The sequence below is a fragment of the Actinospineispora acaciae DSM 45401 genome, assembly GCF_000620785.1.
Taxonomy (GTDB): Bacteria; Actinomycetota; Actinomycetes; order Mycobacteriales; family Pseudonocardiaceae; genus Pseudonocardia; species Pseudonocardia acaciae.
In genome coordinates this window covers 1,109,516-1,123,370 of sequence record NZ_JIAI01000001.1, presented here as the reverse complement: position 1 = coordinate 1,123,370, position 13,855 = coordinate 1,109,516, and the positions used below count along the sequence as shown (strand labels likewise).

General features: G+C 72.6%; 14 protein-coding genes. 8 read left to right on the top strand and 6 right to left on the bottom strand.

What is annotated here, in order from left to right; genetic code table 11:
* Window positions 1-59 precede the first annotated feature (59 nt).
* Complete coding sequence (locus N912_RS0105440; protein WP_245645185.1) at window positions 60-1,367, top strand: NAD(P)/FAD-dependent oxidoreductase; 1,308 nt, start codon at window positions 60-62, stop codon at window positions 1,365-1,367.
* Here N912_RS0105440 and N912_RS49660 read toward each other — a convergent pair.
* The 3 genes from N912_RS49660 to sigJ form a co-directional block, all read right to left on the bottom strand.
* Entirely contained in the window at window positions 1,364-1,618 is a 255-nt protein-coding gene (locus N912_RS49660) for a hypothetical protein (RefSeq protein ID WP_245645184.1), read from the bottom strand. The genes N912_RS0105440 and N912_RS49660 overlap by 4 nt on opposite strands.
* On the bottom strand, window positions 1,611-2,018 hold the full coding sequence (locus tag N912_RS49655) for a hypothetical protein (protein WP_051579700.1): 408 nt from the start codon (window positions 2,016-2,018) through the stop codon (window positions 1,611-1,613). Before N912_RS49655 ends, N912_RS49660 begins: the two co-directional genes overlap by 8 nt.
* Window positions 2,019-2,100: 82 nt before the next feature.
* Complete coding sequence (gene sigJ, locus N912_RS0105425; RefSeq protein WP_028921641.1) at window positions 2,101-3,006, bottom strand: RNA polymerase sigma factor SigJ; 906 nt, start codon at window positions 3,004-3,006, stop codon at window positions 2,101-2,103.
* Between the two features lie 155 nt (window positions 3,007-3,161).
* On the opposite strand from sigJ, the gene N912_RS0105420 reads away from it, so the two are divergent.
* From N912_RS0105420 to N912_RS0105410, 3 genes are read left to right on the top strand one after another with little or no spacing between them, the layout of a single operon-like run.
* Entirely contained in the window at window positions 3,162-3,725 is a 564-nt protein-coding gene (locus N912_RS0105420) for a YceI family protein (protein WP_028921640.1), read from the top strand.
* The gene (locus tag N912_RS0105415; RefSeq protein ID WP_028921639.1) at window positions 3,722-4,150 is read left to right on the top strand and encodes an ester cyclase; all 429 of its coding nucleotides are present in this window, start codon (window positions 3,722-3,724) and stop codon (window positions 4,148-4,150) included. Before N912_RS0105420 ends, N912_RS0105415 begins: the two co-directional genes overlap by 4 nt.
* A gap of 11 nt (window positions 4,151-4,161) precedes the next feature.
* The gene (locus N912_RS0105410; RefSeq protein ID WP_028921638.1) at window positions 4,162-4,635 is read left to right on the top strand and encodes a carboxymuconolactone decarboxylase family protein; all 474 of its coding nucleotides are present in this window, start codon (window positions 4,162-4,164) and stop codon (window positions 4,633-4,635) included.
* Here N912_RS0105410 and N912_RS0105405 read toward each other — a convergent pair.
* Window positions 4,632-5,510, bottom strand: a complete 879-nt coding sequence (locus N912_RS0105405; RefSeq protein ID WP_037062842.1) for a LysR family transcriptional regulator — start codon at window positions 5,508-5,510, stop codon at window positions 4,632-4,634. The genes N912_RS0105410 and N912_RS0105405 overlap by 4 nt on opposite strands.
* Before the next feature lie 148 nt (window positions 5,511-5,658).
* On the opposite strand from N912_RS0105405, the gene N912_RS0105400 reads away from it, so the two are divergent.
* Window positions 5,659-6,816 carry an MFS transporter gene (locus tag N912_RS0105400; protein WP_028921636.1) on the top strand — a complete coding sequence of 386 codons (1,158 nt, stop codon included), beginning with the start codon at window positions 5,659-5,661 and terminating at the stop codon, window positions 6,814-6,816.
* Here the strand turns inward: N912_RS0105400 and N912_RS49650 are convergent.
* On the bottom strand, window positions 6,800-7,984 hold the full coding sequence (locus tag N912_RS49650) for a glycosyltransferase (protein ID WP_169747810.1): 1,185 nt from the start codon (window positions 7,982-7,984) through the stop codon (window positions 6,800-6,802). The two genes, N912_RS0105400 and N912_RS49650, sit on opposite strands and share 17 nt — an antisense overlap.
* Window positions 7,985-8,188: 204 nt before the next feature.
* Here N912_RS49650 and N912_RS0105390 point away from each other — a divergent pair, with 204 nt between their 5' ends.
* Entirely contained in the window at window positions 8,189-8,944 is a 756-nt protein-coding gene (locus N912_RS0105390; protein ID WP_028921635.1) for a class I SAM-dependent methyltransferase, read from the top strand.
* Between the two features lie 78 nt (window positions 8,945-9,022).
* On the top strand, window positions 9,023-10,750 hold the full coding sequence (locus N912_RS0105385) for an amidohydrolase (protein WP_028921634.1): 1,728 nt from the start codon (window positions 9,023-9,025) through the stop codon (window positions 10,748-10,750).
* Here N912_RS0105385 and N912_RS0105380 read toward each other — a convergent pair.
* Window positions 10,747-12,069 (bottom strand): salicylate synthase, encoded by a 1,323-nt coding sequence (locus N912_RS0105380; RefSeq protein ID WP_051579697.1) that lies wholly within the window; start codon window positions 12,067-12,069, stop codon window positions 10,747-10,749. The genes N912_RS0105385 and N912_RS0105380 overlap by 4 nt on opposite strands.
* A 54-nt stretch (window positions 12,070-12,123) precedes the next feature.
* Here N912_RS0105380 and N912_RS0105375 point away from each other — a divergent pair, with 54 nt between their 5' ends.
* Window positions 12,124-13,269 carry a PucR family transcriptional regulator gene (locus tag N912_RS0105375; protein WP_156993174.1) on the top strand — a complete coding sequence of 382 codons (1,146 nt, stop codon included), beginning with the start codon at window positions 12,124-12,126 and terminating at the stop codon, window positions 13,267-13,269.
* Window positions 13,270-13,855 lie beyond the last annotated feature (586 nt).

Here is a 13,855-nt window from a genome sequence, read left to right as displayed (position 1 = left end):
GCGCCCTGACGCGGGTAGTCGCGGATGGGTCACCACACGCGCAACGGGAGGGCATCGTCATGAGCAAGGTCATGAGCAAGCCCCGGATCGTGATCGTGGGCGCCGGGTTCGCCGGGTACCAGGCCGCGCGCCGGCTCGGCGCCACGATGGCCGACCACGCGCGGATCACCCTGATCAACTCGACGGACTTCTTCCTCTACCTGCCGCTGCTCCCCGAGGTGGCCGCCGGGATCCTGGACCCGCGCCGGGTCTCGGTGCCGTTGGCCGCCACGCTGCCCCGCGTCGAATGCCTGCTCGGCGAGGTCCGCTCGATCGACAGGGACGCCCGCCGGCTGCGGGCGCGGTCACCGGAGGGCCGGGACTTCGACGTCGACTTCGACCGGCTGGTCCTCGCCGCCGGCAGCGTCAACAAGCTGCTGCCGGTGCCGGGCGTCGGGGAGAACGCGCATGGCTTCCGGGGCATCCCGGAGGCCCTCTACCTGCGTGACCACATCATCCGCCAGCTCGAGCTGGCCGAGTTCACCGAGGACCCGGCCGAGCGCGCCGCGCGCTGCACCTTCGTGGTGGTCGGCGCCGGCTACACCGGCACCGAGGTGGCGGCGCAGTGCCAGCTGTTCACCAGCGCGCTGGCCCGGCGCCATCGCGGGCTGGGCGACCAGCGGATCCGGTGGCTGCTGCTCGACCTCGCGCCCCGGGTGCTGCCCGAGCTGGACCGGCGCCTCGGCCGCACCGCCGAGCGGGTGCTGCGCGAGCGGGGGGTCGAGGTCCGCACCGAGACCTCGATCTCCGAGGCCACCCCGGACGGGGTGCGGCTGACCACCGGCGAGGACGTCCCGACCCGCACCCTGATCTGGTGCGTCGGCGTGCGCCCGGATCCGCTGGTGGAAGGCCTCGGCCTGGACACCGAGCGCGGGCGGCTGGTCGTCGACGAGTACCTCACCGTGCCCGGCCAGCCGGACCTGTTCGCCTGCGGTGACGTGGCCGCCGTCCCCGACCTGACCCGCCCCGGGCAGCTCACCGCGATGACCGCGCAGCACGCCACCAGGCAGGGCACCGTGGCCGCCCGCAACGTGGCCGCCTCGCTCGGTCACGGCACCCGGCGCGCGTACCGCCACCGCGACCTCGGGTTCGTGGTGGACCTCGGCGGGGTCAAGGCCGCCGCCAACCCGCTCGGAGTCCGGCTGTCCGGCCTGCCGGCCAAGGTCGTCACCCGCGGCTACCACCTGGCCGCGCTGCCCGGCAACCGGCTGCGGACCTCGGCGGACTGGCTGCTCGACGCCGTGCTGCCCAGGCAGAGCGTCCAGCTCGGGCTGGTCCGCTCCGGTGCCGTCCCGCTCGACTCCGAGGCACCGGAGCTGCCGAACTAGCGGCGCTGCCCGGCGCGGGCCTCGGCCCCGGTGAGCTGGCAGTAGCCCAGGTCCTCACCGGCCACCCGGCCCACGAACATCTGGTTGAAGCCGACCCCGGTGGTGGTGCCGCTGTCGGTGTGCTGGCAGTGCGCGCCGCCGATGGCCCGGGTGTTCGCCAGGTGCGGGTCGACGGCGACGTCGGGCTCCCGGTCGACCCGGGCGGCCCTGGCGGCCCGGAGCCCGCCGAACCAAGCGAGCAGCTCACGCATGGTCGTCCGGGGCCGCGGCCGTCCGCCGCCGGGCCGCCCCGGTCTGCGACGCCTCGACCTGGGCTTCCGCGACCTGGGTGCTCAGCTCCTGGTCACGCAGCTTGGACAGCACCCCGATCGTCGCCGCGTGCCCGATCGCCGTGAGCAGCAGCAGCACGCCGATGCGGGTCGTGACGGTCTGCGCCCCCACATCCGCGCCCAGGCCGATCGACGCCACCAGCGCGACCACCCCGAGCATGACCAGGTGGAACAGGACCGCCACCAGGCCGGCGAGCTGGCGCGCCCGGCGCGGGTCGTAGACCTCGTCGAGGTAGGACGGGCTCTTGCGGACGATCAGCTGGCCGTCGATGAGCACGATCACCACCCCGACGAGCATGATCAGCAGGTATCCGCCGCTCATGGCCGTGCACCTCCTTCGTCGTCGGCGTGCTTGTACCCGCCCTTGCGGCGTGCATGCACGTCCGGCCGCCGAGGCTGTGGCGTCAGCCGGTCCGCCACGAACGGAGCTTCTCGGGGTTGCGTACCGCCCAGATGTGCCTGATCCGGCCGGCGGCGAGGTCGAACGCGAACACCGTCACGGTGACGCCCTCGTGCCGGGCCACCAGGCCGGGTTCGCCGTTGACGGTGGTCTCCAGGAGGTTCAGCCGGCCGGACGCGCGCTCGGCCAGGTCGACCAGGTAGCGCGCGACCCGCTCGCCGCCCTCGATCGGGTGCAGCGACGCGCTGACCAGTCCGCCGCCGTCGGCGACCACAGTGGCGTCGGGGTCGAGAAGGCCCATCAGGGCGTTAATGTCCCTGGCCTCCCAGATCCGCTTGAACTCCCTGACGATGCCGGCGCGCTGGGCCGTCGACGCCGCCGGGGGTTGCGCCGCGCGGATGCGGCGGCGGGCCGAGGTGGCCAGCTGGCGACATGCCGCCGGGGTACGGCCGACGACCTCGGCCACTTCGACGAACGAGTAGTGGAAGACGTCGTGCAGGATGAACGCGACCCGCTCGGCCGGGGTCATCGACTCCAGCACGACCAGGAACGCCATGTTGACCGACTCGTCGAGGGTGACCCGGTCGGCGGGGTCGGCCGGCCGCCCGTCCACCCACTCCGCGGGCTCGGGCAGCGGCTCGGGGATCCATTCGCCCACATAGCGCTCTCGCCGGGCGCGCGCCGAGCCGAGCACGTCCAGGCAGACGCGGCCGGCGACCTTCGTCAGCCAGGCGCCGGGAGACTCGATGGCATCCCGCTGGTCGGGGGCCATGGCGTACCAGCGGGCGTAGGTCTCCTGCACGGCGTCCTCGGCGTCGGCCAGCGAGCCGAGCAGCCGGTAGGCGAGGTTGATCAGCTGGCGCCGCTCGCTGATGACCGCGCTCAGGCTCGGGTCGGACGGGGTGGTCATGGTGTCGGCGGCTCCCTCGGTCGCGGCTGCCCTCACCTGTTCGACGAGACAGCGTCCCGAACTGTGAGGCTGCCGGAAAGTCACTGCCGCCTCACAGTTCGGCGGGCCGTGTCGTCGGACCGTGTGACCAGGATCCGCCGTCTGAAGAGGAACCCATGAACCCCGTCCCCGCAACCGTCGAGATCCCCGGCTACCTGGCCGGGACCTGGAAGGCCGACCCGGTGCACTCCGAGATCGCCTTCTCCGTCCGGCACCTCATGATCACCAAGGTGCGCGGCCGGTTCACCGGCTACGACGTCACGATCGTCACCGGCGAGGACCCACTGGAGTCCTCGGTGTCCGCGACGATCGACCTCGCCTCGGTCGACACCGGCCACGAGCAACGTGACAACCACCTCCGCTCCGCCGAGTTCCTCGGGGTCGACGACCACCCGACGATGAGCTACCGCTCCACCGGCGTGCGCCGCACCGCCGAGGGCTGGGCCGTCGACGGTGAGCTGACGTTGCGCGGCATCACCCGCGAGGTGCCGCTGGCCGTGGAGATGAACGGGTTCGGCCCCGACCCGTGGGGCGGGCACCGGGCCGGGTTCTCCGCGACCGCGCGGATCAACCGGCGCGACTTCGGCATCGACATCACCGTCCCGCTGGACGCCGGCGGCGTCGGGCTCGGCGACACGGTCTCGATCAGCCTGGAGATCCAGGCAGTCCTGCGGCCGTGACCGACAACAAAGCGGCGTTCCGTCGCTTCCACGAGGCCATGAACACCCGTGACCCGGAGATCATCTCGAAGACGATCGACGAGCTCATCGGGCCGGACGTGCTGTTCCACGCGCCGGTTCCGGTCAACGCTACCGGGGCGCAGGCGCTCAAGCGGGTGTGGGAGGTGCTGCTTCGCGCGTTCCCGGACATCCACGTCACGGTCGAGGACACGGTCGCCGAGGGGGACAAGGTCGTCTTCCGGAACACCGTGACCGGGACGCACCTGGGCGAGTACCGGGGCCTGCCGCCCACCGGCAGGTCCGTCACCTACAACGAGATCTTCATCGTCCGCTTCGAGGGCGGGCGAGTCGCCGAGATCTGGGGCGTCGTCGACGTCTTCGCCCAGCTGCGTCAGCTCGGCGTCATTCCCGAAACACTCACCTGAAGGAGCCTGTCATGAACGCACGCCTGAACGTCATGGAGATCCCGGCCGCCGGCAAGATCGTGAAGTACATCAACTCGGCGGCCAAGGTCGTCAAGGAGTCGACGCTGCCGGACTCGACGGTGGAGCTGGTGGACATCCGCGCGAGCCAGATCAACGGCTGCGGTTTCTGCCTGGACATGCACACCAAGGACGCCATCGCCGCCGGAGAGACCCATCAGCGCCTGCACCTGGTCGCGGTGTGGCGCGACGCCACCGTCTTCACCGAGGCCGAGCGCGCCGCGCTGGAGCTCGCCGAGCAGGGCACCCGCCTCGCCGACGCGGCGGGCGGGGTCACCGACGAGGCCTGGGCGAACGCCGCCAAGCACTACGACGAGGACCAGCTGATGGCCCTGGTCGCCCAGATCGCCGTGATCAACGCCTACAACCGCATGAACGTCATGCTGGAGCGGCCGGGCGGCGACTACCAGCCGGGCCAGTTCGGCTAGCGGACGGTCCGGGCGAAGGCCCGGATGCGGGCGTTCTCGCCGTTGGCCCGCCAGACCAGGGCGAGTGACGCGTCGGGCAGGCCATGGATCGGCACGAACGCGATGTCCTTGCGCGCGTGGTAGTCCTCGATCAGGGCGGGGAAGGGCAGCACCCCCTTCCCCGCCGCGATCAGGGACAGCGCCTCCTGGAGCGTGTGGGCCGCCGGGCCGCGTCGCACCGCACGCCCGCCGGGGGTGCGGGGCGGTGCCAGGAAGTCCCGCCAGCCCGGCGGCGGCCGCCCGGCGATGTCGATCACTGTGCGGTCGGCGAGCTGCTCGGCGGTGACCGAGGCCAGCCGGGCGAACGGGTCGTCGACGGGAACGGCCAGGGCGCGGGCCTCCTTCATCACGATCGGGCCGACGGTCAGCCCCGGCTCGTCGACCGGCAGGCAGATGAACAACACGTCCACCTCGCCGCCGCGCAGCGGCCCGACCGGGTCGGCCAGCGTCATCTCGACGATCTCCACCTCGCACTCGGGATACCGCTCCCGGAACGCCCGGACGGTGCCCATCACCGCGTCGTTCGGGGTGCCGACGAACCCCACCCGCAGCACGCCCTCGACGCCTCGGGCGGCGGCCCTGGCCCGGTCCACGGCGGCGAGCAGCGCGGCGTAGGCGGGCTCCAGCTCGGCCGCGAACCGCGTTCCGGCCGGGGTGAGCCGCACCCGCCGGCTGGACCGCTCCAGCAGCCGGGTACCGATCTTGCTCTCCAGCGACCGCAGCAACTGGCTGACCCGCGCCTGCGACAGGTACAACCGCCCGGCCGCCCGGCCGAAGTGCAGCTCGTCGGCGAGTATCAGGAAGCACTCCAGCTCCCGCGCGTCCGGTGCCGCCACGACCCCTCCCACGTGCATCGATAAGCCCGACTGATCCAAGGATTCGGCCCTCGTCGTTGTTCCCGCGCCCGCCCGGACCGAACGTGGATCATGCCGGCTCGGTTCATCGGGTTCGGCACGTTCGACCGGTTCGTCAGGGAGGAGGGTCATGGCGCTGTTCGCGTTGGCCGTCTGCGCGTTCGCCATCGGTACCAGCGAGTTTGTGATCAACGGGCTGCTGTCCGGGATAGCGGCCGACGTCGGGGTGTCCATCCCGGTCGCCGGGCTGCTGGTGTCCGGCTTCGCGGCCGGCATCATCGTGGGCGCCCCGCTGCTGGCGGCGCTCGGCTCGCGGGTTCGGCGCAAGAGCGTCCTGCTCGCGGCGATGGCGCTGTTCGTGGCCGGCAGCGTCCTCGCGGCGACCGCCCCCGGGTACTGGCCGCTCATGATCGGCCGGGTGCTGTGCGGGCTCGCGGTGGGCGGCTTCTACGGCGTCGGATCCGTCGTCGCCGCCGACCTGGTCCCGGAGCATCGGCAGGCCAAGGCCATCTCGCTGATGTTCGCCGGGGCGACGGCCGGCACCACCCTGGGCGTGCCCCTGGGCACCTTCGCCGGCCAGCTGCTGAGCTGGCGCACCACGTTCGGCGTCATCACGGTGCTCGGGCTGGCCGGGCTGGCCGCCGTCGCGGTGCTGGTGCCCGGGGTCGCCGCCACCCGCCGGGCCGGGCTGCGCACGGAGCTGGCCGTCCTGCGCCGGCCGGCCGTCCTGGTCACCCTGGCTTTGACCGCCTGCGTGTTCGGGGCCATCTCGGCGACCTACACCTTCGTGGAACCGCTGCTGCGGGAGGTGTCCGGGTTCTCCCCGGCCGCGGTCGCGGTGTTGTTGGTGGTGCTCGGGGCCGGGCTGTTCGTCGGCAACCTGGTCGGCGGCCGGGCGGCCGACCGTGCCCTGATGCCGGCGCTCGGCGTGCTGTTCGCGATCTTCGCCGTGGTGTTGCTCGCGCTCGGGCTGACCGCGCGCAACCAGGTCGCGGCGGCCACCTTGATGTTCCTGTTCGGCGCCGCGGGCTACGCGCTGGTGCCCGGCAGCCAACTGCGCGCGGTGCGCACCGCCGAGGGGGCGCCGACCCTGGCCTCGGCCACCAACATCTCCGCCTTCAACATCGGCGTCGCGCTGGGCGGGTGGCTCGGTGGGCTGGGCATCGACGCCGGCCTCGGCTACGAGTCGGTCACCTTCGTCAGCGCGGCGGTGGCGGTGCTCGGCCTGGCGGCCACGCTCCTCGCGGTCGCCGTCGACCGCCGCCCGGTTGCTAGCCCACGGAGCTGAGCGCCTCGGCGCGGGCGTCCACCAGCCCTCGGTAGACGCGGGCGGTCTCGGTGGCCACCCGCGACCAGCTGTAGCGGTTGACCGCCCGGTCGCGCCCGGCCCAGCCCATGCCCATCCGCAGCGACTCGTGGGAGAGCAGCTCGCGCAGCGACCTGGCCAGTGCCCTCGGGTCGTCGCGGGCCGGCAGGTGCAGCCCGGTGACGCCGTCGACGACCGCCTCGGTGGCGACGTCCTGCCCGGCGACCACCGGGACGCCGCAGGCCATCGCCTCCAGCGAGAGCGCGTCCAGCTCGGGGGAGGGGCCGAGCATCAACACCACGTCCGCCGAGCGGATCAGCGCCGACCGCCGGTCCGGGCTCGCGGCCTCCGCCATGCTCACCCGGTCGCCGAGGCGGAGCATCTCGGCGCGGCGGAGCAGCCGGTCGCGGGCGGTCTCCTGCCCCTGACCGTCGCCGCAGGCCACCGTCAGCTCGGTGTCGGGCAGCCCGGCGAGCGCCCGGATCGCCACGTCGGCCCGGTGCCACGGCCCCAGCAGCACCAGGCGGAACTTCGCCCGGCGCCGGTCGACGGGCCCGTCCGGGCTCAGCGACTCGGAGTCCACGCCTTCGGGCACCACCGTGACCCGTTCCCGGGGCACCCCGCTCTGGACCAGGCAGTCCTGTTCCGCGCCGGTGGAGGCGATCACGCGGTCGGTGTGATGGGCCACCGCCCACTCGGCCTGGGTACGGTCCGACGGCGTGTGCTGGCCGCGCGGGTCATGGCGGTCCCGCAGCAGTTGGAGCTGGTGGAAGGTGTGCGCGACCGGGAACGTGTCGCCGCGGGTGGCCAGGTGGGTGGCCAGGCCGGCCAACCAGCAGTGGCTGTGCACCACGTCGGGCTCGTCCCGGCGCAACGCCCGGTCCAGCTCGGTGGCGAACTCGGCCACGTGCGGGATCGCCTCCGGCTCGGTGAGCTCGGTCGGCGGGCCGGCGGCCAGCGGCGCCGACTCCACGCCATCCGGGACGGGGGTGTCGACCGCCAGCCGACGGTGGTAGAGCACCACCCGGTGCCCCTGCTCGGCGAGGGCCTCGGCCAGCGGTGCGACCGGCGTGGTCGCCTCGGACGACGCGCTGCCCGAGAAGGACACCATGGCCACCCGTAGCTGATCGGGCTCCGACGGCACCGGCATCGTGCGGATGGATTCGCGACCTCGGGTTTCGCTCATACAGTCTGGGTCACCGGCCCTGGCGGGCTCGAAACCTGATCCATGCCCCCGATCCGCCGCATGCCCCGCCCGAGCGACATCACAGCTACTGCGCCAGTCATGGGCGAAGTGGGCCGACGGACCTTACAGTGACTGTGCGCTTCGCCGGCCGACCGAAATGAGGACGAGTTGCTCACCACGGAACGCGCGCTGTACTGGCTCGACCGCTGGGACCGCCAGCAGGAGTACTACATGCCCGACCGCGAGGAGCGGTTCGCGGTGATCGCCGACGTCCTCGAGGAGCTGCTCGAACGGACCGACCCGCTGATCGTCGACCTGGGTGTCGGGCCGGGCTCGCTGTCCCGGCGCCTGCTCGACCGGCTGCCCGGTGCCAGCGTGGTCGGCGTGGACGCCGATCCGTTGCTGCTGGGCCTGGCCGAGCGCGCCTACGGCGGCGAGCGGCTCCGCACGGTGTACGCGGACCTGCGCGAGGACGGCTGGTACGACCGGCTCGGGCTGGACCGGGCGCCCGACGCCTTCGTCAGCACCACGGCGCTGCACTGGATGAACCGCGCGCCGCTGCGCGCCGTGCTGGCCACCTGCGGCTCGGTCATCGCCCCGGGCGGGGTGTTCGTCAACGGCGATCATCTCTACGAGGGCCCGGGCGGTGAACGGCTCGACGCGCTGAACCGGGCGCTGACCACACGGCGCGCGGCCCGTGCCGGCGTGAGCCGCGACGAGGACTGGGCGGCCTGGTGGTCCGCGGTGCAGGACGCGCCCGAGCTGGCCGACCTGGTCGGCGTCCGCAACGGCGGCTTCTCGCACGTCGTGGAGGACCGGCCGACCGCGCGCGACTACGTCGACTACCTGCGCGAAGCTGGGTTCGCCGAGGCCGGGCCGGTCTGGCAGTGCGGCGACGACCGCATCGTGGTGGGGATCCGCTAGCCGCCGCCTGAAACGGACCGTTGACGATCGTCTTCGACGCGCAATAAGTTCGTCACGGTCGGTGCCAAGGAGGGCGCGATGTGTGAGCAGTGTGGCTCGACGGCGGAACGCACCCGGCTGACCCGGGCGCAGTTCCTGAAGCTGCTTGGGTGGGCGTCGGCGGCCGGCACGCTGGCGGCCTGCGCCGGGCCCCAGCCCCCGGCGCCGGCTCCCTCGGCGGGCGGCGAGCCGGTCCTGGTGGACAACGTGCGCGGCTACACCCTCGCCGGCGACGGGCTGCGCAGGTTCACCAGCCTGCTGGTCGACGCCGGCGGGCGGGTCTCGGCGCTGGACCCGGCCAACGCGGGCGGCGCCCGCAAGGTCGACGGCAGGGGCCGGGTCTGCCTGCCCGGGCTGCACGACGCGCACGGCCACGTCTGGAACCTCGGCGCCAAGACCACCCAGCTCGACCTGACCGGCACCCGCAGCCTCGACGAGGCCATGGCCGCGCTGAAGCGCTACGCCGGGGAGCACCCGGACCAGCAATGGATCCAGGGCCGGGGCTGGAACGAGGTGATCTGGGGCCTCGGCCGGCTGCCCACCGCCGCCGACCTGGACCGCGTGGTGAGCGACCGCCCGGCCTGGCTGGTGCGGGTGGACGGCCACGCGGCGGTCACCAACACCGCCGGGCTGCGGGCCGCCGGCGTACGCGCGGACATGGCCGACCCGCCCGGCGGATCGATCGTGCGCGGCCCGGACGGCCAGCCCACCGGCGCATTCATCGACGCGGCGAAGTCGCTGGTCGAGGGCAAGCTGCCGGCGCTGGACGAGCGCGCGCACCGGGAGCGGCTGCTGGCCGCCCAGCAGCGGCTGAACAAGGTCGGCATCACCTCGGTCAGCGACGCCGGGACGGAGGCCGCCGAACTGCTCGTGCTCAAGGAGCAGGCCGCTGCGGGCGCGCTGACCGCCCGGTACAACGTGTTCCTGTCCTGGAAGGCGTTCACCGAGGTCGGCGGCGCGGTGCGGGCGGACTCGCTGCACGACGACATGCTGCGGATCCGCACCGTGAAGATGTACATCGACGGGGCGCTGGGCAGCCGGGGCGCGGCGCTGATCGAGCCGTACAGCGACGCGGGCGGCGGCAAGGGGCTGCCGCAGATGGCGGCCGAGGAGCTCAACGGCCGGGTCCAGCGGATCGTCGACGCCGGCTACCAGTGCGCGGTGCACGCCATCGGCGACGCGGGCAACCGGCTGGTCCTCGACGCGTACGAGAAGGCCCTGCGCGGGCCGGGTGCGCTGCGGCACCGGATCGAGCACGCGCAGGTGGTCGCCACCTCGGACATCCCCCGGTTCCGCCAGCTCGGGCTGATCGCGTCCATGCAGCCGGTGCACGCCACCGAGGACATGAACATGGCCGAGAGCCGGGTCGGCCCGGCGCGGATGGCCGGCGCGTACGCCTGGCGCACCATGCTGAGCCAGGGCACCGTGATCGCGGCCGGCTCCGACTTCCCGGTGTCGCCGGAGAACCCGTTCGACGGGCTGCACGCGGCGGTCACCCGCACCGACCGGGAGGGCAAGCCGGTCGGCGGGTGGTATCCGGCGCAGGCGATGAACCCGGTCGAGGCGCTGCGCGCGTTCACCCTCGGCGGCGCCTACGCCGGGCACCAGGAACAGGTGCTCGGCTCGCTGGAACCGGGCAAGCACGCCGACTTCATCCTGGTGGACCAGGACCCGTTCGCTTTGCAGAACGGCCGCGCGCTCTGGCAGACCGGGGTGCTGCAGACCTGGCTGGGCGGCCGCCGGGTGGGGGAGTACGGCCAGCTTTAGGCCGTGCGCGGCACCAGGAACCCGGCGACGCTGTCCAGCTTCTCGCAGGTCTCCTCGAACTCCCGCGCCGGCTTCGACCCGGCGACGACGCCGCCGCCGGCGCGCAGCCAGGTGCGCCCGTCCTGCCGGTAGACCGCGCGCAGCACCAGGGCGGCGTCCAGCGTGCCCTCCTGGTCGGTCATGAACACGGCGGCGCCGTAGAGCCCGCGCCGCTCGGACTCGTGCTTGCGGATGTACGCGTTGGCCGCGGCCTTCGGCACGCCGGAGACCGTGGCGGTGGGGAAGACCGCGGCGAACGCGTCCCACGCCCGCCGCCCTTCCGCGAGCCGCCCGGTGACCAGCGAGGCCAGGTGCTGCACGGTGCCGCGCTCCTGGACGTGCATGAACTCGCCGACCGAGAGCGAGTCCGGCTCGCACACCAGCGCCAGCTCGTCGTAGACGGTCTTGACCGAGATGGCGTGCTCGAACACCTCCTTGGGGTCGGCGAGCAGCTCGGCGCGCAGGCGGGCGTTCTCGGCCGCGTCGGCGCTCAGCGCGCGGGTGCCGGCCAGGGGCTGGCTGGTGACCATGCCCGCCTCGTCCACCTTGACGATGATCTCCGGGCTGTAGCCCAGCGCGTCCAGCCCGCCCAGCGACATCAGGAACGACCGGGCCGGGTTGTTCGCCCGCCGGCCGGCGAGGTAGGTCTCGACGAAGTCCAGCTCCGCCGGCACCGGCACGCACCGGGAGAGCACCACCTTGTCCAGCACCTTGCTCTGGATGTCGGCCACCGCGTGCGCCACGGCCGCCTGGTAGTCGACGCCGTTCTGGGCGCGGACATCGACGGCGACCCTGGTGTCGAGCCGTTGCGGCAGGGTGCGGTCCCGCAACGTCTGTTCGACCCGCCGCGCCTCGGCGCCGTCCACCGAGCGGATGCGCGCGCCGGCGACGGTGAGATGGACCTCGGTCCGAGGGATGACCAGGTGCAGCAGCCGCTCCGGCCCCACTGTGCTCAGGTCGCCGCCGATGGCGTAGGACAGCTCGAACGCCGTCCAGCCGTACGCCCGCCAGCCCCGGTAGGGCAGCTCGTCGAGCAGCGAGCTCACCCGCGCCAACGGATCCGCGCCCCACCCGAGGTCGCGCCGCGACTCCGGTGACCGCAGGTGGATCCCCTCGCCGTCGAGCCACAGCTCCGCGAGCACGCCGCTCGCGAACGACCAGGTGCCGGAGTTCTCGTAGAGGAAGTACGCGTCGGCGCCCAGCCGCGAGGCGAGGCGGGCGACGGACTCCAGCGGGTCGTTCTCGAACTCCACGACGTTCTCGACGTAGACCCCAACCACCTGACGCCACCTCTCTCGGCTCCCTACCTCTCTGACGCTAACTAGCATGAGCAGGTGCGCTCCACGGACCTGGACGAAGAAATTGCCGCCCTGGCTCATACGACCGGTATGAAGAAGCTGCTGGACCGGCTGCGCACCGAGCGGGACGCGATGCGCGAGGAGGCCGACGCCGCGGTGGTCGCGGAGTTCCCCGAGCTGGTCGAGCGGGCCGACGCTGCGGTGCGCCGGCAGGTCATCGACGCCACCTTCCGCCGCGTGGTGCACCGGCTGCAGGGGCGCGGCGGCAGCGACTCCGACGCGGAGACGCACCGCGCGTTCGGCGCCGCGGCCGCCTACGCCGGCGTGCCGCTCGAACGGCTGACCACCGCCTACCGCATCGGCGCCCGGGTCGGCTGGACGCACATCCGCCGCGCCGTCCGCGAGCTGGAGCTGGGCGGGGAGTTCGCGCTGCTGCTGGCCGACGCGCAGCTCGCCTACGTCGACGAGCTGACCTCGAACACCATCGAGGGGTACGCCCGCGCGGTGGAGTCGACCTACCACCGCCAGGCCCGGGAGCGGCAGTCCCTGGTCGAGGACCTGCTTAGCGGCCGGGCCACCAGGCAGGCCGTGGCCGAGCTGGGCTGGGACCCGGCCGACGAGCCGGCCGTGGCGGTTCTCTACGGCGACACCGACCTCGACGAGCCGCCCCAGCCGGACCTGCTGGTCGGCACCTTCGACGGCGCCGTCATCGCAATCGGCCCCGCCGGGACGCTGGAGCGCCTCCTGCGCGACCGCCCCGCCGTGCTCGGCCCCCCTGTCAAGATCACCGAGCTGTCCCGGTCGTTCGAGCGCGCCCGCCGGCTGGCCAACCTCGTCACCACCGGCACGCTCACCCGCACCGGCGCGCTGAAGTGGACCGACGAGCTGGCGACGATCATCGTGCACGGCGTCCCCGAGGCGTCCGAGGAGCTCGCCGCCCGCCGCCTCGACCCGCTGCGAGACCCCTCGGCCGAGCGCGAACGGATGCTCTACGACACCCTCGCCGCCTGGCTCGACCACCCCGGCAAGCCGCGCCAGATCGCCGCGCACCTGCACCTGCACCCGCAGACCGTGCACTACCGCCTGGCCCGCCTGCGCGAACGCCTCGGCGACCAGCTCGACGACCCGCAGGCCCGCTTCGAGCTCGCCCTCGCCCTCCGCTACCGGCACTCCGCGCGATGACGGGGACCGGCGTGCGCGGGGTAAAGGCCGACACGCCGTGACCGCTATACCTTCGGCGCCAGCATGCGGCCCAACTTGAGCACGTTGACGCGGATCTCTGAGCCGAGACCTTCCACAAGCGCCCGGCGCGTCCCGCGTTGAGCTGACTGATTGACGGACAACTACTACACCCGCGCCCCGCCGCTGACAAACGCAAGGGGATAGAGATGTTCGGTCTCAAACGTTGGGCTACCTGCCCAACAATCCTGGGCGCGGCGTCGCTCTCATAGTGTCCATCCAGAAGCAAGACGGAAGAGCAACAGAAGGGCACACACGTAAGCTCCCCGAAGATCATATCGTGATAGCTCCCCAGAGAAAGAATTCTGCGTCACCCCAGATTTCGAAGCCGCCTCCGCATCGCACGCTCCACGTTCGAATTCTCCTTGCGGCATTTAGCCCATTGGTTGAGATCTTAGGAGACCAACGGAGTGAATCTTTTGCGCGCCCGATTTATGGTCATCGTAACCGCCGCTGCATTGACAGGCCTCGCCATGCACCCAACAGAAAAGGTGGAACCATACTCGTTGACCGGAGCGCCGCTATCGAT

Excerpts from the sequence above, each read along its gene's own strand:
- N912_RS0105440 (WP_245645185.1), top strand. The coding sequence starts at position 60 with ATGAGCAAGGTCATGAGCAAGCCCCGGATCGTGATCGTGGGCGCCGGG.
- N912_RS49660 (WP_245645184.1), bottom strand. The coding sequence starts at position 1,618 with ATGCGTGAGCTGCTCGCTTGGTTCGGCGGGCTCCGGGCCGCCAGGGCC.
- N912_RS49655 (WP_051579700.1), bottom strand. The coding sequence starts at position 2,018 with ATGAGCGGCGGATACCTGCTGATCATGCTCGTCGGGGTGGTGATCGTG.
- sigJ (WP_028921641.1), bottom strand. The coding sequence starts at position 3,006 with ATGACCACCCCGTCCGACCCGAGCCTGAGCGCGGTCATCAGCGAGCGG.
- N912_RS0105420 (WP_028921640.1), top strand. The coding sequence starts at position 3,162 with ATGAACCCCGTCCCCGCAACCGTCGAGATCCCCGGCTACCTGGCCGGG.
- N912_RS0105410 (WP_028921638.1), top strand. The coding sequence starts at position 4,162 with ATGAACGCACGCCTGAACGTCATGGAGATCCCGGCCGCCGGCAAGATC.
- N912_RS0105400 (WP_028921636.1), top strand. The coding sequence starts at position 5,659 with ATGGCGCTGTTCGCGTTGGCCGTCTGCGCGTTCGCCATCGGTACCAGC.
- N912_RS49650 (WP_169747810.1), bottom strand. The coding sequence starts at position 7,984 with ATGCCGGTGCCGTCGGAGCCCGATCAGCTACGGGTGGCCATGGTGTCC.
- N912_RS0105385 (WP_028921634.1), top strand. The coding sequence starts at position 9,023 with ATGTGTGAGCAGTGTGGCTCGACGGCGGAACGCACCCGGCTGACCCGG.